This is a genomic window from Sphingomonas sp. SORGH_AS_0950 (assembly GCF_030818415.1).
In the GTDB taxonomy this organism is placed as follows: Bacteria; Pseudomonadota; Alphaproteobacteria; order Sphingomonadales; family Sphingomonadaceae; genus Sphingomonas.
Genome location: NZ_JAUTAE010000001.1, coordinates 173,391 through 193,193, shown reverse-complemented (window position 1 = coordinate 193,193; position 19,803 = coordinate 173,391). Strand labels below are relative to the sequence as shown.

At 66.6% G+C, this 19,803-nt stretch carries 17 protein-coding genes; 6 read left to right on the top strand and 11 right to left on the bottom strand.

Annotated elements, in window-relative coordinates:
* Positions 1 to 78 precede the first annotated feature (78 nt).
* The 3 genes from QE385_RS00785 (at position 79) to rpsI (ending at position 2,281) form a co-directional block, all read left to right on the top strand.
* The gene (locus QE385_RS00785; RefSeq protein ID WP_307098102.1) at positions 79 to 1,134 is read left to right on the top strand and encodes a COX15/CtaA family protein; all 1,056 of its coding nucleotides are present in this window, start codon (positions 79 to 81) and stop codon (positions 1,132 to 1,134) included.
* A 122-nt stretch (positions 1,135 to 1,256) separates the two neighbouring features.
* Positions 1,257 to 1,736, top strand: coding sequence for a 50S ribosomal protein L13 (gene rplM / locus QE385_RS00780; RefSeq protein WP_037568175.1), 480 nt, complete (start codon positions 1,257 to 1,259; stop codon positions 1,734 to 1,736).
* Positions 1,736 to 2,281: a 30S ribosomal protein S9 gene (gene rpsI, locus QE385_RS00775; RefSeq protein ID WP_307098100.1), complete on the top strand. Its 546-nt coding sequence runs from the start codon at positions 1,736 to 1,738 to the stop codon at positions 2,279 to 2,281. Before rplM ends, rpsI begins: the two co-directional genes overlap by 1 nt.
* Before the next feature lie 103 nt (positions 2,282 to 2,384).
* Here the strand turns inward: rpsI and QE385_RS00770 are convergent, their stop codons facing one another.
* The gene (locus tag QE385_RS00770) at positions 2,385 to 2,558 is read right to left on the bottom strand and encodes a hypothetical protein (protein ID WP_307098097.1); all 174 of its coding nucleotides are present in this window, start codon (positions 2,556 to 2,558) and stop codon (positions 2,385 to 2,387) included.
* Between the two features lie 98 nt (positions 2,559 to 2,656).
* On the opposite strand from QE385_RS00770, the gene QE385_RS00765 reads away from it, so the two are divergent.
* Positions 2,657 to 3,547 (top strand): DMT family transporter, encoded by an 891-nt coding sequence (locus QE385_RS00765; RefSeq protein WP_307098095.1) that lies wholly within the window; start codon positions 2,657 to 2,659, stop codon positions 3,545 to 3,547.
* 8 nt (positions 3,548 to 3,555) lie between these two features.
* On the opposite strand, the gene QE385_RS00760 is transcribed toward QE385_RS00765, so the two are convergent.
* Genes QE385_RS00760 through modA form a run of 3 tightly spaced genes read right to left on the bottom strand, consistent with a single transcriptional unit; the run spans position 3,556 to position 5,624 of the window.
* Positions 3,556 to 4,161 (bottom strand): ATP-binding cassette domain-containing protein, encoded by a 606-nt coding sequence (locus tag QE385_RS00760; RefSeq protein WP_307098093.1) that lies wholly within the window; start codon positions 4,159 to 4,161, stop codon positions 3,556 to 3,558.
* Positions 4,151 to 4,840, bottom strand: coding sequence for a molybdate ABC transporter permease subunit (gene modB, locus QE385_RS00755; protein ID WP_307104498.1), 690 nt, complete (start codon positions 4,838 to 4,840; stop codon positions 4,151 to 4,153). Before modB ends, QE385_RS00760 begins: the two co-directional genes overlap by 11 nt.
* Positions 4,841 to 4,847: 7 nt before the next feature.
* A complete protein-coding gene (modA, locus tag QE385_RS00750) occupies positions 4,848 to 5,624 on the bottom strand; it encodes a molybdate ABC transporter substrate-binding protein (RefSeq protein ID WP_307098091.1) in 777 nt (258 codons plus the stop codon).
* A 162-nt stretch (positions 5,625 to 5,786) separates the two neighbouring features.
* Here modA and QE385_RS00745 point away from each other — a divergent pair, with 162 nt between their 5' ends.
* Entirely contained in the window at positions 5,787 to 9,197 is a 3,411-nt protein-coding gene (locus tag QE385_RS00745) for an autotransporter domain-containing protein (protein WP_307098089.1), read from the top strand.
* Positions 9,151 to 9,627, top strand: a complete 477-nt coding sequence (locus QE385_RS00740) for a hypothetical protein (protein WP_307098087.1) — start codon at positions 9,151 to 9,153, stop codon at positions 9,625 to 9,627. Before QE385_RS00745 ends, QE385_RS00740 begins: the two co-directional genes overlap by 47 nt.
* A 46-nt stretch (positions 9,628 to 9,673) precedes the next feature.
* Here QE385_RS00740 and lepA read toward each other — a convergent pair whose 3' ends face one another.
* The 7 genes from lepA to QE385_RS00705 form a co-directional block, all read right to left on the bottom strand.
* Complete coding sequence (gene lepA / locus QE385_RS00735; RefSeq protein WP_307098085.1) at positions 9,674 to 11,485, bottom strand: translation elongation factor 4; 1,812 nt, start codon at positions 11,483 to 11,485, stop codon at positions 9,674 to 9,676.
* A 39-nt stretch (positions 11,486 to 11,524) separates the two neighbouring features.
* On the bottom strand, positions 11,525 to 12,052 hold the full coding sequence (locus QE385_RS00730; protein WP_307098083.1) for an AAA family ATPase: 528 nt from the start codon (positions 12,050 to 12,052) through the stop codon (positions 11,525 to 11,527).
* A complete protein-coding gene (gene pnuC / locus QE385_RS00725; protein WP_307098081.1) occupies positions 12,049 to 12,600 on the bottom strand; it encodes a nicotinamide riboside transporter PnuC in 552 nt (183 codons plus the stop codon). Before pnuC ends, QE385_RS00730 begins: the two co-directional genes overlap by 4 nt.
* A 392-nt stretch (positions 12,601 to 12,992) precedes the next feature.
* Entirely contained in the window at positions 12,993 to 14,486 is a 1,494-nt protein-coding gene (locus QE385_RS00720; protein WP_307098079.1) for a tryptophan halogenase family protein, read from the bottom strand.
* Entirely contained in the window at positions 14,483 to 15,520 is a 1,038-nt protein-coding gene (locus tag QE385_RS00715) for a cupin-like domain-containing protein (RefSeq protein ID WP_307098078.1), read from the bottom strand. Before QE385_RS00715 ends, QE385_RS00720 begins: the two co-directional genes overlap by 4 nt.
* Positions 15,513 to 16,217 carry a SapC family protein gene (locus tag QE385_RS00710; protein ID WP_307098077.1) on the bottom strand — a complete coding sequence of 235 codons (705 nt, stop codon included), beginning with the start codon at positions 16,215 to 16,217 and terminating at the stop codon, positions 15,513 to 15,515. The genes QE385_RS00715 and QE385_RS00710 overlap by 8 nt, the downstream gene beginning before the upstream one ends.
* 59 nt (positions 16,218 to 16,276) lie before the next feature.
* Positions 16,277 to 19,528, bottom strand: a complete 3,252-nt coding sequence (locus tag QE385_RS00705) for a TonB-dependent receptor (protein WP_307098075.1) — start codon at positions 19,526 to 19,528, stop codon at positions 16,277 to 16,279.
* Positions 19,529 to 19,803 lie beyond the last annotated feature (275 nt).

Sequence of the window (19,803 nt, the reverse complement as noted above, 5' to 3'; positions counted from 1 at the left end):
TGCCGGTGCGCGCATCCTTTCGCGAACAGGGCATTCGGTCCACTATCCGCCGCCGCCGCCGCTTCCTATGATGGCATCATGCTGCAGCCGAGCCCCGCCTTCATGATCACCGCCCGCCCCCGCGCCATTGCCCGCTGGCTGTTCGCCGTGGCGGGGCTGATCGTGACGATGGTGATCGTGGGCGGCATCACCCGCCTGACCAATAGCGGGCTGTCGATCACCGAATGGAAGCCGATCACCGGCATCGTCCCCCCGCTGACCGACGCGCAGTGGCAGGCGGAGTTCGCCAATTACAAGCGCATCCCCGAATATTGGACCTTCAACCGCGACATGACGCTGGCCGGGTTCAAGGCGATCTTCTTCTGGGAATATCTGCACCGCGTGCTGGGTCGGGTGATCGGCATGGCCTTTGCCCTGCCGCTGATCTGGTTCTGGGCGAGGAAGGCGATCCCGGCCGGGTACAAGCCGCGCCTAGTCGCGCTGCTGGCGCTGGGCGGGCTGCAGGGCGCGATCGGATGGTGGATGGTCGCGTCGGGCCTGGTCGAGCGGACCGATGTCAGCCATATCCGGTTGACCGTCCATCTGCTGACCGCATTGTTCATCCTGGCGGGGATCGTCTGGACCGCGCTCGATCTGGCGGCCCTCCATCGCAACCGGCTGGCGGCTCCGGCGCGACTGACGGCGCTGGGCGCGGGCGCGCTCGTCCTGCTGTTCGTGCAGCTGATGTTCGGCGCGCTGACCGCCGGCCTGGATGCGGGCTATGCCTTTTCCAGCTGGCCGCTGATGGGCGATGCCTGGTTCCCCGCGGGCACGCCGATGATGACGCCCGCCATCGCCAACGCCTTCGACAATCCGGTCGTCGTCCAGTTCATCCATCGCTGGTTCGCCTTTGCGGCGGCGGCGATGCTCGTGCTGATGGCGGCGCGCGCGATCCGTGCCGGCGCCCTTCGCGCAGGCTGGCTGGTGATCGTGCTGGTCGTCGTCCAGATCGGGCTGGGCATCGCCACGCTGCTGTCGGGTGTCCAGATCGACATCGCGGTGGCGCATCAGGCCAATGCCGCGCTGCTGCTGATCGCCGCGACCGCCGCCGCGCACCGGCTGGGCAGCCACCCCGACGCCCTCAAGGTATTATAATACCCGTCAGCAAAGCCGCGCTTTGCTTGACTTTTTGGGGCACCTCCAGCATTGGCCACTCGTCCGCGCCGCCCGAGACAAAGGGCGGCGTGTTGCATTTCAAACCGAAAGGTCTCACGCCCATGAAGGCGCTCATGAAGACCACCAAGGCGGCCAAGCCGCACGAGGTGGAGAAGAAGTGGCATATCGTCGACGCCGACGGCCTGGTTGTCGGCCGCGCCGCCACCATCATCGCGAACATCCTGCGCGGCAAGCACAAGCCGTCGTTCACCCCGCACGTCGATTGCGGTGACAATGTCATCGTCATCAACGCGGACAAGGTGCGCTTCACCGGCAACAAGCTGGGCCAGAAGGTGTATTACAAGCACACCGGTTACGCCGGTGGTATCAAGGGCATCACCGCCGCCAAGGTCCTGGAAGGCCGCTTCCCCGAGCGCGTCCTGGAAAAGGCCGTCGAGCGCATGATCCCCCGTGGTCCGCTGGGCCGCCAGCAGATGCGCAACCTGCGCATCTTCGCCGGCACCGAGCATCCGCACGCCGCGCAGAACCCCGAGGTGCTCGACATCGCGAGCATGAACCGCAAGAACAAGGTGGGCGCATAATGTCCGACAACCGCCAGTCGCTCGCCGATCTCGGCGCCACGCTGAACCAGCAGGCCGCCGCCGCTTCGGCGCAGCCCGCCGCCGTCACCGGTGAAGCCCCCGCCGCGCCCGTCGAGCGCGTCAACACCACCCCGCTGCGTCAGCAGGAACTGGACAAGTTCGGCCGCGCCTATGCGACCGGCCGTCGTAAGGACGCCGTCGCTCGCGTCTGGCTGAAGCCGGGTTCGGGCAAGATCACGATCAACGGTCGTGACCAGGAAGTCTATTTCGCGCGTCCGACGCTGCGTCTCGTCATCAACCAGGTGTTCGGCATCACCGAGCGCGAAGGTCAGTATGACGTCGTCTGCACCGTCAAGGGCGGTGGTCTGTCGGGCCAGGCCGGTGCGGTCAAGCACGGCATCAGCCAGGCGCTGACCAAGTACGAGCCGGTTCTGCGCGCTCCGGTCAAGGCCGCTGGCTTCCTGACCCGCGACAGCCGCGCCGTCGAGCGTAAGAAGTATGGCCGCGCGAAGGCGCGTCGCAGCTTCCAGTTCTCGAAGCGCTAATGGCGACTTGCCCTGGATGGCCCATGCCATCCGGGGACTTGCCACGGCACGAAGGGGCGGTCCGGCAACGGGCCGCCCTTTTGGCATTCCGGTCAGGTGATCCTCACCGCGACGGCCGCGCCTTGATCAGCGCCACGACCGGGATAACGCAGGCCAGGATCGCCAGGCCGAGGCCCGCCAGTGCCGCCCAGATGCCGATGGCGACACCACCATAATAGCCGCCGATCACGAAGCCGAGCAGCGGCAGGATGATCAGCGACAGGCATCCGATAACCATCATGATGCCCATCAACGACACCGCCCCCGCCCGCGTTCCGCGCGGGCCGGGCCGACAAACCCCTTCGCAGTCGCAACATGACCGCGTAGGAGCACTTCATGGCCAACCTGCTCTGGATCCCCGCCACCATCGCCGCCTCGGTCTTCCAGGTCGGCCGCAACGCGCTGCAACGCGGCGTCATGTCCTCCTCGGGGCCCTGGGGCGCGACGCTGGTGCGTTTCCTGTTCGGGTTGCCCTTCTCGTTGCTGTTCGTCGTGGTGGCGCACAGCGTGATGCCGGGCGTCGACCTGCATTGGGGCGGCGCCTTCTGGCTGTCGGCCACGGTCGGGGCCGCGTCGCAGGTGCTGGCGACCGCCGCGCTGCTCGCCGCCATGGACCGCGCCGGGTTCGCGGTGGGCACCGCGCTCCAGCAAAGCTCCTTGCCGCTCGCCGCGCTGCTCGGCCTGATCGTCTATCATGACCGGATCAGCGGCGTCGCCTGGGCCGGGGTCGCGATCACGACCGCCGGGCTGGTCGCCTTGTCCTGGCCCGCGCCCGACCAGCGGCGCGGGTCGCTGATCGGAGCGGCGCTGGGCCTGGCCTCGGGGCTGTTCTTCGGCTTCTCGCTCAACGCCTTTCGCCATGCTGCGCTGGCGCTCGACCCGGTGCATCCGATCTTCGCCGCGCTGGTGTGCGTCGCTGTGGTGCAGGCGATGCAGACGGTCGCGCTCGGCCTCTATCTGGCGTGGCGCGATCCGGCGGTGCTGGCGGAGGTGCTGCGCCGCTGGCGGCCCTCGCTGGGCGCGGGGCTGTGCGGGGCCTGCGCCTCGGCGGGATGGTTCGTCGCACTGGCCTTGTCCCCGGCGGCCCCGGTCCGCGCGCTGGGCATCATCGAAGCGCCGATCGCCGCCATGGCCGGACATCGCCTGTTCCGGGAGACGCTGAAACTGCGTCAGATCCTGGCGGGCATCGCGATCGTCGGCGGCGTGGTGCTGACCACCCTGTTCTGACGCGGACGCTATAGCCGGACGATGGCGGTGGCGATGCGCTCGGCCTCGTCCGGGTCGTGCGTCACCATCAGGATCGGGATGCCGGTGGTGTCCCGCACCGCCACCAGCGCATCCAGTATCTCGCCCCGCCGCCCCCGGTCGAGCGAGGAGAGCGGTTCGTCGAGCAGCAGGACGCGCGGCCCGCTGAGCAGCGCGCGCCCGATCGCCACGCGCCGCGCCTCGCCGCCCGACAGGGTGCGCGGCCAGCGGTCGAGCAGATGGCCGATGCCCAGCATCGCGACCACCCCGTCCCGGTCGCCGCCCGCCTGCCGCATGCCATAGCGCAGATTGGCCGCCACCCGCATGTGCGGGAACAGCCGGGGCTCCTGAAAGACATAGCCGATCCGCCGCCGCTCGGGCGGCACGTCGATCCGCGCCGCGCCGTCGAACAATGTCTCGCCATCGACGCGGACATGGCCGCTTTCGGGCCGCACCAGCCCGGCCACCATCTGCAGGATGCTGGTCTTGCCGACCCCCGATGGCCCGAACAACACGGTCGCGCCCGGCCCGGTGGCAAAGCGCGCCGCGATGACGCTCTCCCCGCGCCGGACCGAGACGTCGATATCAAAGGACATGCAGCCCCCGGCCCATCCGCCGCGCCAGCCATTCGGACGCGATCAATGCCACCAGCGACAGCGCGACCGACACCCCCGCCAGCCGCCACACCATCGCCTCGCCATCGGGCCGTTGCAGCGCGGAGTAGATGGCGAGCGGCAGCGTCGCGGTCTCGCCCGGCACGTTGGAGACGAAGGTGATGGTGGCGCCGAACTCGCCGATCGAGCGCGCAAAGCCCAGCACCAGCCCTGCCAGCACGCCCGGCGCGCACAGCGGCAGGGTGATGGTCGCGAAGACCCGCCACCGCCCCGCCCCCAGCGTCCGCGCGGCCTGCTCCAGCCGGGGATCGACCGCCTCGATCGACAGGCGGATGGCACGCACCACCAGCGGCAGGGCCATCACCCCCGCCGCGATCGCCGCGCCGGTCCAGCGGAACAGCACGCTCACCCCGAACCACGCCGCCAGCCGCGACCCGATCGGCCCGGCGGGGCCGAAGGCCAGAAGCAGCACCCAGCCCGTCACCACCGGCGGCACCACCAGCGGCAGGTGCACGATCCCGTCGAGCAGCACCCGCCCCGGAAACCGCCCCCGCGCCAGCGCCCAGGCGATGACGAAGGCGACCGGCACCGTGACCAGCATCGCCGATCCCCCGACCAGCAGCGACAGCCGGACGATCCCCCATTCCTCGGCCGACAGCATCATGCCGTCATCGCGTCGAAAAGCCGTAGCGTCGGAAGATCGCCTTGCCCTCGGCCGACAGCAGGAAGCGCCGGAACCCCTCGGCCTGCCGGTTGGTCGAGGATTTCAGCCGTGCGAGCGGATAGGTGATGGGCGGATGGCTGGCCGCCGGGAACATCCCCGCCACCCGGACGCGCGGTGCCGCCCTGGCATCGGTGGCATAGACGATGCCATAGGGGGCCGCGCCACGCTCCACGAGCGCCAGCGCGGCACGGACATTCTCGGCACGGACGACATGCGGGGCCACCATGGACCAGGCTCCTAGCCGCTCCAGCGCGGCCTTGCCATATTTGCCCGCAGGCACGCTGTCGGTGTCCGCCATGGCGAGCGGCCCGGCCGACAGCGTCCGGCCGAGCGTACGCGTCGTCACATGACCGCCCTGCCCGGCCGGGGCGATCACCACCAGCCGATTGCCCAGAAAGGCGCTCCGGGTCCGCGCGGCGAGCAGGCCACCGCGTTCCAGCACGTCCATCCATTCCTCGTCGGCGGAGGCGAACAGGTCGGCCTTGCCCCCCGCCTGAACCTGCCGCGCCAACGCCGAGGAGGCGGCGAAGGAGATGACAGGACGGACATGCCCGCGCCTGGCCCAGGCATCGGCGGCGGCGGTCATCGACTCCTGAAGACTGGCGGCCGCCAGTATCAACGGCGCGCGTTCCTGAGCCGCAGCGGGCACCGCGCCCAGTGACGCAATGAACGGCAAGACTTTGCACGCTACCAGAAGCAGCTTCTTTCGTCGGCTCGACATGTTCTTTCCTTGGTTATGTTGGCGCGGCAATTACGCGTCGACCTTGACTACAAAATGTCTGAATTTCAGACATTTGTCATTGTATCGCGCCATCTTCCCGAATAACTCCGTTATCGGAGCGGCGTAAGGACGACGCCGGACTACAGGGGAATGATAATGATGATGCAGGGACTCACTCTGCCCGCCACAGACCGGCTTCGCCGCGCGCTGATGACTTCGAGCGCGCTGCTGGCGCTGCCCGCCGCCGCACAGGCGCAAGCCGCGACCGAGACACCGCGCCCGCAGATCGCGCAGGACTATGCCAGCGCCGCCAACGTGATCGAAGCCGTACCCGGCCTGCGCGTCACCGACGAGCCGCAGATCGTGATCTCCCAGCCGGGCACCACGACCAGCGCGATCGACAATGCCGGGGGCGTCAACGGGGTCGGACAGATGTTCGTCTCCGCAGGTGGCGGCAGCCTCAGCCTGTGCACCGGCACGCTGATCAACCCGCGCACCGTTATCTTCGCCGCGCACTGCGTCAACACCCGCGCCGCCGCCGATTATGGCACGGCGCGCGGCGGTACGCCGATCTCGTTCGGGTTCAAGACCGACAATCTGACCGGCGTGCGCGAATGGCTGCTCGACACGCTGGGCGGTCGCGCCAATCCCGACCAGTTCAAGACCAAGGCCGCCAACGCGCTCTACAATGTCAACCAGGTCAGCTGGAATCCCGCGTCGCAGCGGACCGGCTTCCTGGAAGGCGATGTGGCACTCGCCACGCTCGATACGCCCGCGACCGGCATCCCGACCTGGGCGCTGCTGTTCTCCGCCCTGCCCGCCCCCACGTCCATCAGCAATGACAGCGGCACTGGCTATCACGTGACCGTCACCGGCTATGGCCGCAGCGGCGTCGGCAACCAGGGCGACACCAACGGCATCGATTTCCGCCGTCGCGTCGCGGAAAACTATATCGGCATGCTGGGCTCGCTCGACGACCGCAACCTGTGGCTGTTCGGCCAGGGCGCGAACCTGCCGCAGAATCTCTATCAGATCGACTTCGACGATCCCCGTCGCGGCACGTCCTCGGCCAGCCGGTTCGACTTCAACCTGTTCCGCGACAAGGCGCTGCCCAATGAGGGCACAACGGCGGGCGGCGATTCGGGCGGCCCGCTGATCCTCGATCGCACCTTTGCGCGGCAGGTCGTGATCGGCGTGCTGTCGGGCGGCAGCCGCTTCTATAACGCGCAGGCTTCGTCCAGCTACGGCACCTCGTCCTTCTACCAACCGCTCTACCTCTTCTGGGACTATATCGCCGCCAATAACCCCTATCGCTATGCTACCGCCAAGGCCGGCGACGGCGCCTGGGAGGATGGCACGCACTGGGTGACGACGACCGACCCGGCCTATCAGATCATCCAGAACGGCCAGCTGACGAATGGCGTTCCCACCTCGCCCGGCCTCGGCCTCGCGAACGACCCGACCAACAAGTTCGGCGACATTTGTGACGGCGTCGAATGCTATAATGTCAAGACCGGCGCGGTCACGCGGCAGGATGGCGACGGCACCGGACAGACCGGCACGGGCGAGGCCAATGCGGCGGGCAAGGCCATCCTGACCGAGGCCAGCCGCACCGCCACCGACGAAGCCCAGGCCTCGGGCAGCGCGACGGCGGCGGCGCTTCCGGCCGCGACCATCGCCAACGGCCTGCCGGGCGCGACCAACTTCGTGCCGAACAATGTCGACCCCAGCCGCACGGTCGCCGCGCGCTATTACGACGTCACCCTGTCGGCGGCGGGCAATACGACGTTGAGCTCCTCGGCGACGGTCGATCGCTTCACGCTGAACGGATCGGAGGCGCGGCTGACCGTGGCGAGCGGCGGCACCCTGTCCACGGTGGCCGAGTTCAACCATCTGGCGGGCATGGTCGCCAATAGCGGCACGATCAATGCGGGCGGCGACTATCTGATGCTCGCGGGCGGGCTTCAGGGCACGGGGCGGATCAACAGCCGCTTCTTCACCAGCGTGTCGGGCATGATCGCGCCGGGCACCACCGGCACGATCGGCACGCTGACCTTCGGCGGCAACGTCATCCTGGCCTCGGGCACGCAGTTGCTGATCGATGTCGGGCCGGGCGGCACGTCTGACAAGATCGCCGTCGTCGCCAACAATGGCAGCGGCGGGCAGCTGAACGTGGGCGGATCGGTCGGCTTCGCACCGGTCAGCGGGCAGGTGATCCGCGCGGGCGACGTCTATACCATCGCCACAGCCACCAACGGGATCAGCGGTCAGTTCAACAGCCCCGCCGCGCTGAGCGCCATCCTGACGCCGACGCTCAGCTATTCGGCCAATGCGATCACCGCGCGGATCGTCGCGGGCTCCTATGCCAATGTCGTCAACGCCACGCCGTACCAGACCGCCTATGCCCGGCTGCTCGACCAGAATCGCAGCAACCAGGCCAATCTGTCGAGCCTGTACGGCACGCTCGACCTGGCCTCGGCCGCGTCGATCCGCACCTCGCTGGAGGGGCTCGCCCCCTCGACCGAGGCGCTGAAGCGCGCGCAGGGCACGATGGCGCTCGACAACACCGCGCGCTTCTACCGCGAGCATCTCGCCACCCTGTCCCCGCGCGAGGGTCTGGGCGGCACGCTGACCATGGTCGGCCAGCCGGTGCAGGTCGCCAGCCTTGCGATGAGCAATCTTGCGGGCACCCAGCCGCAGATGGCGAGCGACAGCGGCGGCGTTTCGATGCGCGAGAATGTCCTGCCCGAAAATGTCGCGGTGTTCCTGGCGGGCGGCTATCTCGACGGCTGGTCCCGCGCTTTGCCGCAGACGACCAGCGCGAACATCCGCGACCGGTTCGACGGCTTCTATGTCGCGACCGGCATCGAGACCGAAGTGGACGAGGCGAGCATCATCGGCTTCGGCTTCTCCTACACCAAGACGACCGGCAACACCTCGTTCGGGCAATATGCGCGTGGCGACCTGTATCAGGGCACGCTGTACGGCAAGACCGAGCTGGGCGGCGTCTCGCTGGACAGCCAGTTCAGCGCGGGCGTGTTCCAGGCGCGGACGCAGCGCAACGTCTCGCTGGCGGGGGTCGCCTATGACCTGCGGTCGCGCGACAATGCCCTTGCGCTGTCGAGCGAGGTCGGGCTGGCCAAGACCTATAGTTTTGGCGGCCTGAAGATCGGCCCGCGCATCGCCGCGCGGGTCAGCCATCTGGGCTTCACCCCCACGGCCGAGACGGGCGGCGGGCCTGCCCTGCGTTATGATCGCCAGGATTATAACAGCGTGCAGGGGCGTGCCGGGCTGATGCTCAGTTCGGACGGGCCGTTCCGTCCCTATGCCTCGGCCTATTATGTCCATGACTTCCAGGATCGACCGGGCGTGTTCGGGGCGAATTTCGCAGGCGGCATCGGCCCCTCCGCGCTGTTCGCGCTGCCGGGCCAGGACAAGAACTGGGGCGAGGCGAGCATGGGCGTGTCCTATGTCGCGGGTCGGGTCCAGCTGTCGCTGGGCGCCGACACGACCTTCGAGCGCCGGGATGTCGAGAACCAGTCCTATCGCGGCACGATCAAGATCGCGTTCTGATCCGATCCCGCTGAACAGCGAAAGGCCCGTCCGGGAAACCGGGCGGGCCTTTCTTCATGAAATTGGTTTTCTGCCGACGCTGGGTATCACCGGATTTGTCTGCCTGACGCTGTTCAAGACCTGCGCGCTGATTTGGCCCCACCTGCGCGAACAGGATGTCCATCCGGTCTTCGTCCTATTGCTGATCGGCGCCACGCTGACCATTTTATGGTTCGCCGTCACGCAATCGCTCCGATCCGCATGGGTGCGGACGGTCTGCGCCTTCGCCCTCTCGGCGTATCTGGGCTATGCCATTTTCGTGAGTGTCGCCCGCGACGCCGACTATATCTGGGCCAGTGCTGCGCTGGGTGTGTTCGGCTTTTTTGCCTTTCGCTTCATCCGCTGGGCCCATGAGGCCGAAGACGAACTGGCCAGCGTGTTCTTCCTTTGAATACCGTTGAGCCGCCCCGATCCAATTCGGGGCGGCTTTCCGGATCTTACGCCTCGTCGCCCATGCGCAGCGCCGCGATAAAGGCTTCCTGCGGGATGCTGACCGAGCCGTATTCGCGCATCTTCGCCTTACCCTTTTTCTGCTTTTCCAGCAACTTGCGCTTACGCGTCGCGTCGCCGCCATAGCATTTGGCGGTCACGTCCTTGCGCATCGCGCTGATCGTCTCGCGCGCGATCACCTTGCCGCCGATCGCCGCTTGGATCGGGATCTTGAACAGGTGGCGTGGGATCAGTTCCTTCAGCCGCTCGCACATGCCGCGTCCGCGCGTTTCGGCGGTGCCGCGGTGGACGATCATCGACAGCGCGTCGACCGGCTCTTCATTGACCAAGATCGACATCTTCACGAGGTCGCCCTCGCGATAGCCGATCTGGTGATAGTCGAAGCTGGCATAGCCCTTGGACAGCGACTTCAGCCGGTCATAGAAATCGAACACGACTTCGTTGAGCGGCAGTTCATAGGTCGCCTGCGCGCGCCCGCCGACATAGGTCAGGTTCTTCTGGATGCCGCGCCGGTCCTGGCACAGCTTCAGGATCGAGCCCAGATATTCGTCGGGGACATAGATGGTCGCCTCGATCCACGGCTCGCTGATCGACTCGATCTTGTTGGGATCGGGCATGTCGGCCGGGTTGTGCAGGTCGATCTGCCCGCCGTCGTGCGTCAGTTCGATCTGATAGACCACCGACGGCGCGGTGGTGATCAGGTCGAGGTCGTATTCGCGGGTCAGCCGCTCCTGGATGATCTCCAGATGCAGCAGACCCAGGAAGCCGCAGCGGAAGCCGAAGCCCAGCGCCGCCGACGTCTCCATCTCGAAGCTGAACGAGGCGTCGTTCAGCCGCAGCTTGCTGATCGACTCGCGCAGCTTCTCGAAATCGTTGGCGTCGACCGGGAACAGGCCGCAGAACACCACCGGCTGGACTTCCTTGAAGCCCGGCAGCGCCTGCTCGGTCGGCTTCTTGGCGTCGGTCAGCGTGTCGCCGACGCGCGCCTGCGCCACGTCCTTGATCTGCGCGGTGATGAAGCCGATCTCGCCGACGCCCAGCTCGGTCAGCTGCTCGATCTTGGGGCGGAAACAGCCGACGCGGTCGATCAGGTGGGTGGTGCCCGCCTGCATGAACTTGATCTGCTGACCCTTTTTCAGCGTGCCTTCCATCACGCGGACCAGGATGACGACGCCCAGATAGGGGTCGTACCAGCTGTCGACCAGCATCGCCTTCAGCGGTGCGGCCGCGTCACCCTTGGGCGCGGGAATGTTCTTGACGATCGCTTCCAGGATGTCGCCGATGCCGATGCCCGACTTGGCGCTGGCCAGCACCGCACCCGAGGCGTCGATACCGATCACATCCTCGATCTCCGCGCGGACCTTTTCGGGTTCGGCGGCGGGCAGGTCGATCTTGTTGATGACGGGCACGATCTCATGGTCATGCTCGATCGACTGATAGACATTGGCCAGCGTCTGCGCCTCGACACCCTGGGCGGCGTCGACGACCAGCAGCGCGCCTTCGCACGCCGCCAGCGACCGGCTGACCTCATAGGCGAAGTCGACATGGCCCGGCGTGTCCATCAGGTTCAGCGTATAGGTCTCGCCGTCCTGCGCCTTGTACGCCAGGCGCACGGTCTGCGCCTTGATGGTGATGCCGCGTTCCTTCTCGATCTCCATATTGTCGAGAACCTGTTCGCTCATCTCGCGGTCGGTCAGGCCGCCGGTGAACTGGATCAGGCGATCGGCGAGCGTCGACTTGCCATGGTCGATATGCGCGATGATGGAAAAGTTGCGGATCTTGTCGAGCGGCGTGGACACGGGGGGAATGGTTTCCTGAAAAGCTATTCGATGACGCCGTTAGCAAAGATGCGGGCGGATGCCAAAGTGCTCTAGCGCGGCGATGCAATTTGCATAGCGGCTTTCGCCCTGCCCCTCGATCAACCGGTACGCCACGCCGTGCCGATCCAGTTCCGCGCGCGACAGGTCGAAGAAGCGTTGCCGCGCCGCGCGCGTACCGAACAGGCGGGTGCCGTCCTCGACCCAAGGCAAATCGGGGGCGAAGAGAAGATAGACGTCGGACAGCCGGTTCCACGTCGCGAACCAGGGATCGCGCGTGCCGAACAACATGTCGGCCCAGACGGCGGTCATCAGCGGATCGGTATCGGTCACCACCGGCCATGGCCCCTCCGCCATCGCGCGGACCAGCCGGGCATCATGCCCCTGCCCGATCGCCACCAGATCGGCCATGGTGAAGTCGGTGCCATGCGCCTCGGCATAGTCGCGGCCATATTCGCCCAGATAGCATCCGCCCAATGTCCGGGCCAGGCGCGGCCCGACGGTCGACTTGCCGGTGCTTTCGGGCCCATGCAGGCAGATGCTCGTCACGCCCGCCCCCGCCATTCGCGATAGCCCCACAGGCTCAGCCCCAGAAAGATGACATAGAGGATGGCGGTCAGCGTCAGCCCCTTCACCGCATAGAGCGCGATGGAGGAGAGATCGACGACGATCCAGAGGATCCAGTTCTCCAGCCGCCGCCGCGCCAGCAATATCTGCGCCGCGACGCTGGCAACGGCATTGGACGCATCCCAGAAGGGCATCGCCGCATCGGTCCAGTGCGCCATCGCGGCCCCCCAACCGAGCGAGGCGATCGCGATCCCCGCCAGCCACAGGCCACGCGCGCGCAAGGGCAGCGTGTCCACCCTCACCTCGCCCGCCTGCGCGACGCTGCGCCGCCAGACGATCCAGCCATAGAGGTTGAGCACGAAGAAGAAGAGTTGCAGCGCGGCGTCGCTGTACAGCCGCTCCCGCCAGAACAGCAGCGCATAGAGCGATACCATCACCAGCGCGACGGGATAGTTCCACAGGCTGCGCCGCACGACGAGCGTGACGTTCGCGACCCCGAGGACGAAGGCGATGGACTCAAGCCAGGTCATCGCACCGGGACAGGCCGGACCATCGTCAGCGGCGAATGTCCCTCGCCAGGAAGACCGGCGCTCTCCGACGCCTGCGGGCCGGAAGCGTCCTTGCCATTCCTCATCGCGGATCGGCCCGAAGTCGAAGGGTTACCATATTGGGATCGCCCGATAGGCCAGCTGCGTGCATCTGGGATAGTCACAATCGACCGCCGCGAGATCATGGCCGCAAGCCCCACCACGTGCGTTGCGCAACTCAGCATTGTGTCGGCTCTGTCGATCAATTCCGGGTCAACGGCACCGCCGCCGATCCCGTCGGTGGGGCTGCGACCTCCAACAGGCCCCCCTTCGGAAAGGGCAGGTCGGACAGAGGACGATCAGGGCGAAACTCGCGCCTTATTCCCGACATGCCATCAAGCCGTCGCCTCGCAATACCCCTTGAGAAACGCAAGATGGTCCGGGATCGACTGCAACTGCCGTGAAAGCTGCTGGTCCAGTCCGTCGAACGAATCCTTCAGCGCCTGACGGCTCAGCATTCCGGGAATGCGGTGATGGGCTTTCGGGACAAGCCCCTGCCCCAGCATCACCGAAACCCAGGAATCGATCCTGAACAGATCATCCTGCCCCTGCCACGCCCCCGCGCTTTCGGCGAACAATGCGATCCGTTCCGCGAGGGTCTCGGGGACGCGCATCGTCGAGCAGCGCTGCCAGAATGGCGAGTCCGTCCGCTCTGTCTGCGCATAATGCAGGATGATGAAGTCGCGGATATGCTCCCATTCGTGACGCGACTGGGCATTGAACCGCGTCCGCAGCGCCGCGCTGTCCTGGCCCTGAAAGGGAAAACCCTGGATCAGGCGCATGACCGCGATCATGACCAGATGGATGCTGGTCGACTCCAGCGGCTCGATGAACCCCGCCGCAAGCCCCAGCGCCACGCAGTTGCGGCTCCAGGCCCGACGACGCATCCCGGCGCGGAATTGCAGGGCGCGCGGCTCGGACAGCGGCATACCCTCGATCCCCGCCATCAGGGTGGCGGTCGCCTCGTCCTCACTCATATGGGCCGAGGCATAGACCAGGCCATTGCCCACCCGCGTCTGGAGCGGGATGCGCCAGCGCCAGCCCGCCCGGTGCGCGATCGCGCGGGTATAGGGGACCGGAGCCGCGACGGCCTCGGTCTGGACCGCGATCGCCCGGTCGCAGGCCAGCCATTCGCTCCAGTCCTCGAAACCCGTCTCCAGCGCACCCTCGATCAGCAGCGCGCGAAAGCCGGTGCAGTCGAGGAACAGGTCCCCCTCGATCCGGTCGCCCGACACCAGATGCAGCGCGGCGATGTCCCCGCCCTCGCCGTGGCGCTCGATGCTGGCGATGCGGCCCTCGACCCGGCGTACCCCGGCGGGTTCGGCGATACCGCGCAGGAAGCGGGCATAGGCGGTGGCATCGAGATGATAGGCATAGGCCAGGGTCCCGGCCTCGTCCCGGCCGAACCGGCCCGCCGCCGCCGCCCGCGCCTCGAGCGAATAGTCGGTATAGGCGCCGCCGAACCCGTGACGCCGCGCCTCCAGCCAGAAATGCTGGAAGTCGGCGATCGCCACGGATCGCCCCACGGTTCCGAACGGGTGGAAATAGCGGTCGCCGACCCGGCCCCAATTCTCGAACCCGATGCCCAGCTTGAAGGTCGCCTGGGTGGCGCGCATGAACGCCGCCTCGTCGATGCCGAGAAAGCCATGGAAGCTGCGCGCGGTGGGAATGGTGGACTCGCCCACTCCGACGGTGCCGATCTCGTCGGATTCGACCAGGACGACTTGGACGAGCGGCCCCAATTGCCGCACGAGCGCGGTGGCGGCCAGCCACCCGGCGGTCCCGCCCCCCGCGATGACGACCCGCGTCGGCGGACAGGGATCACTCATCGGTTCAACCTTTGCAGAAGATAGGCGCGAAGCCGCCGCGCCATCGCCTCGTCGAGCCGCGCGAGCGGACCGTGCGACGCCGGGGGCAGATGCGCGACGACCGCTTCGGGATCGCCAAAGACATAATGGTCGAAGATCGCGCGCCAGGCCCGCTTTTCCGCCGCCGGCCGATCGCGCAGCGACAGCATGGCGTGCATCACCGTATCCATCGGCGTGTCCAGATAAGCGGGGGCGGTGTTCCACCAGTAATTGACGAGGATGTTGAACGCCTCCAGCGCCTCGACATGATGCCACCACAGCGCCGGATAGACCAGCAGGTCGCCGGGTTCGAGTTCCGCCACCACGGCCTCGGCCATAGCGGAGGCGAAGCGGGGATAGCGATCGAGGTCGGGCCGGGCGAAGTCGACCATGCTGACGACCTGCCCCCCCGGCGTCGGGGCCAGCGGCCCGGGATAGAGGTTGGCGATCTGGTCGGGCGGGAACAGGGTGAAGCGACGCCGACCGACCGCGCAGATCGCCGCATTGTTCGCCATGTCGTAATGCGCCGAGGCGATGGTGCGATTGCCGATCCATATACTGGCCAGCGGCGGATGGCGGGCGAACAGGCCATCCGACGGCACGAGGTCGTTCTCGTCGCGAAAGCCGGGCAGATAGGCGTCGAGATCGGTCGATCCCATATAGAGCGCGGGCGCATCCCCTTCCCCGTCCGCCCCGTCGAGCAACCGTGCCAGCAGATCGCGCAGCGGCAGCGTCTGGCTCTTGAAGTTCAGTGCGGTGGCCGTCTCGTCATAATGAAAACGCCCCCGGATCGCCGCGTCGCCAACATAGCCCGTCACCGGCCGTCCGCGATCGAAGCGAAGGAGATAGTCGGCGGCCGCACTCTCGGAAATCCGCCCCGCACGGACCAGCGGCCAGTCGGCGGCATAGCCCCGCAGGATGACCGGCTCGTCCCGCTGAACCAGCGCGGCGAGATCGGGGGGCCGCATGCCGGTCATCTCGCGGGCGTGACGCGCGGCGGGCAGGCGATCAGCCATGCGCATCGCCGACCAGCTTGCGATCGATCAGATGGCGCAGATTGCCCAGCGAGGACACGATCCAGAATGCCGGGCGCAGATAATCCTGTGCATGAAGCTCGCCAAGCGCCCCGCCCTCCAGCGCCGCCAGCCGCGCGCTATCGATCGTCAGACAGTCCGGGACCTTGTATCGCCGCCCCTCGTCCAGATCGAGTTGCAGCACGGCGGGCGTCAGCAGGTCGAGCGCCGCCCAGGCCTCGTACATGGCCTGCTCGGTCTGCACGCCCTCGTAAATGCGTTGGAGCATGACCGAGACATGGTCGAGCAGCGGCGCGTTGCCGCCATGTTCGCGAAAGACGGGCATGCCGTCCGTGGTCAGTCGGGGATGCTCGGGATCGATGAAGATCATCGGTTCACCGGCGGGGTCGTGACCGATCGAAAAGGGCCCGCGCGCACGGGTCGCGGGGATGTAGCGGGCGTCCCAGCGATCGCCCTTCAGGAACAGGTTCTCGTCCGGGTCCAGGCCCAAAAGGATAGTCGCATATAGCGCACCCGCCTCGTCCCGGCGCAGCAAAATGGCGTATTCGCGCTGAAGCTCCTCGAACTCGGCAGGGAAGACGCGGGTCTGGTTGATGGCGTCGCCGAAGCGCGCATGATGCCCCATCGCGACGCGAAGGTCGCGATGGTCGATATTGTTGAGCAGGACAGGTGCGGCCATGATCGCCCCATGTACCCGGAAGACCGCGGAGGGGACAGCGGCCTTCCGGGTTTCCAAAATCAGAAGCGATACCGCGCGCCGACCAGATAGCGTGCCGAACCTTCGGCCAGATACCAGGTGTTCATGCGGTCGCGACCATAGGTCTGCACGCCTTCCTCGGTCAGGTTGATCGCCTCGAAGCCGAGCGCGAAGCGCGGCGTCAGGTCGAAGCTCATCGACAGGTCGAGCTGGCCATAGGGCGCGGTGAAGACCGGGTTGCGGTCGCCGCCACGGTTGATGTCGCTCAGGAACTTGTCGCGCCAATTGTACGACAGGCGCATCGATATGCCGTTCTTGTCGTAGATCAGCGTGGCATTGGCGGTATCCGACAGGCCGACCAGCGCGAAGGTGTTCACGCTGGGGTCCGCCGCGATATCGATGCCGATATTGCCCCGGACGAGCGTATAGCTGGCCGCGATGCCGAAGCCGGTCTCACCCAGGAAATACTGACCCGCCAGCTCGACGCCATAGATATGCGCGTCGCGATTGTTGATCGGCGTGTTGACCGCGAAATTGAACAACGGGTCGCTGGCATTGGGGCTGATGTCGACCTGGCTCAGGATCGAATCGACGAAGCCCTGGTTCAGCGCGCGGCTCTGCGTGTTGTAATTGGCCGCGAACTGCGCGTTCGCCGCCGCCACATTGCCCGCATTCTGTTGCAGCAGGGCGGTATAGGTGAACAGGTTGACGTCGGTGATGTCGGCGCCGAACGTGTTGGTCAGCTGCTCGCGCGCCGTGCCCGAGCGCGTGCCCGCTTGCCCCGAGGTCGCGTCGCGCAGCCCGAACAGGTTGCGGTTCACCACCGTGTTGCCGATGAAATTATGCACCCGCTTGTCGAAGAAGCCCGCCGACAGGAAGACGTCCTTGCGCGGATACCATTCGACCGACACGTCGATATTGTCCGACGACAGCGGCAGCAGGCCGGTATTGTTGGCCGAACCCGTCGCAATGCCGCCGATCGCGGTCGGCCGCCCCGGCGCGCCGACGCCCGTCGAGGCGAAGAGGTTGCCGTAGGGCGCCCGCGAGATCGTCTTGCTGTAGGACGCGCGCGCGAACAGATTGTCCATCACCTCGATCTTGGCGTCCACGGCGGGCAGCCAGTTGTTGTACGACCCCCGCGCCGTGATCGCCTGGCGATCGGTGCTGTTCTGGAGCACGAAGTCATTGTCCGCGGTCCACACGATCGCCAGCGGCACCGGCTGCAACGACACGGCGTGCACCTTGGTATTCTCATAGCGCAGGCCGGCCACGATCTGGGCGTTGCGGCCGAACACCTGCCCGTTCCAGCTCCCCTGGAGATAGCCCGACCAGATATTCTCGCGCACCGAATTGTCGCTGTTCGCATCGATATTGTTGCGATGGTCGACGCCGTCGTTCGTCACGCCGGAATAATAGTTGAACAGCGTGTTGTAGAGCTTGGTCGCATCCTGGGTGCGGAAGGCGATCTGGGTGTTCGGGTCGGCGTTCGGGTTGTTATGCTCGAACTTGCAGGTATTGCAGAACTGGAAAACCTGCCCCGGTGCCAGTCGCGCAATGTCGGGCGGCAGCGAGTTCCCCCAGTCGCCCAGCACCTGGCGCGTGTTGAACTGGGTCTGGCGGGTCGTCGTGGTGCGGTAATCGACACCTGCGTCGAGCCGGATCTGATCGGTGAAGTCCCAGGCGGCATCGGCACGCAGCTCGCGAATCCGCTGCGTCTGGTTCGAGGCGAATTGGCGCTGCACCGCGCTCGCCAGATCGCCGACGTCCAGCACGCCGTTGTTATTGCCCTTGATGAAGGGCTGGCCGGTCGGGGTCGTGCTCTGGGTGCCGTCGTTGATCGCCAGCGTCTGCTGTGGGAAGCCGTTCTCGGTCCAGCGCAGCGTGTGGCCGGTCACGACCGGCGCGTTGATCGCGACGGTGGTCGAGGTCTGGCCGTTGGGATTGTCGGGCAGGCTCTGCGCCTCGCCGATATGGCCGTCGACCGACAGGGTGAACCGATCGCTCGGCTTCCATTCGATGTTGCCGCCGACATCGTACAGCCGGTTCTTCTGCGCGCGATATGCCTGTTCGAAGGCCGCGTCCTTCACGCCGTTGATCGTCTCGGCCAGGAACTGGGTGGTGGCGACGCCGTTGCTGGCGTCATCGAACGTCACTTCGCTGAACGGCCGGTTGAACCAGTTGGACTGGCTCGAGCGGCGTTCCGACTGGCGCAGCTGGGCATAGAGACCATCGGCGGTGAAGGTCAGCGTATCGGTCGGGCGGAATTGCAGGATCGCCTGGCCGTTGATCCGCTCGCGGCTGGCCTCCGAGAAGTGATAACGGAAGTCGTTAGGCACCGATACCAGCGGATTGCCCGTCGGGCGGTTGTTGATCTTGGTCGCGCCGTTGACGAAGCCGTTGGCCGGGTTGAGGAAGTCGTTGAGCGAGCGGATATTCCAATTATCCGGCGCGACGCTCGCAAAGCTGAAATTGCGCTTCTGGTAGCTGCCGAACAGCGACACGCCGACGCGCTTCTCGCTGTCGGACCAGCTGACCGTGCCCGACGCCTCGGGCGTGACGCGCGCGCCGCAGTCGATGCAGTCGGCCGAGCTGTTGTCATAGCTGCCCTTGACGCCCAGCGACCCGACCAGCCCGGTATCGGCATTGTCGAGCGGACGGCGGCTGACCACGTTGACCGTTGCGCCGATGCCGCCCGACGGGATCGCGGCGCGGCCCGTCTTGTAGACCTCCAGCGTCTTCACCCCTTCCGAGGCGAGGTTCGAGAAGTCGAACGAGCGCCCGAAGCCGCCCGCACCGTCGCCGCCCTGGTCGCCGCCGACCGCGACGATATTGGACGTCGCCAGCTGGCGGCCGTTGAGCGTGACGAGATTATATTGCGCGCCGAAACCACGCACCGTGACGGTCGAGCCTTCGCCGTTGCGCCGATCGATCGACACGCCGGTGATACGCTGCAACGATTCCGCCAGATTGGTATTGGCGAACTTGCCGATATCCTCCGCGCTGATCGCATCGACGACGCCGTTGGAGTCGCGCTTGATCGCGATCGACCGCTCCAGCGAAGCGCGGACGCCGGTGACGACGATGTCGCTCGAATTGGTTTCGGGCTGGGGATTGGTCGGGCTCGCCTCGCCCGGCGGAGGCGTCTGGCTGCCGGTATCGGCCTGGGGCGTGCCTTGTTGCGGATCGGCCGGTGCCGTCTGCGCCTGGCCCTGGGAGGCCAGCAGCAATCCCGCCGTCAGCCCCAGAACCGATGTCGAGCGCACGAGCATGCGCGCAAGCGTCTTCCCCTTCATGTCACCTCTCCCTTTGCGACCTTCACGGACCGCGTTTCACCGATCGCGTCGGCGTATTATTTTGCCATATCACGCTATACGGCATGACATCGGTGTCAACAAAATTGACCGGCGCCGGGATCGCCCGGTGAATCAACCGGATGACTGTGGTTCCGCCGCCACACCCCCCTTGCCCTTCGCGACGGGAGCAGCGCGTTTCGCGGGGCGTGCCGTCGGCGTCCCGATGCTTTCCGGCTTTCGCGACGACGATATCGATCGCCCGTCTCCTATCGAGA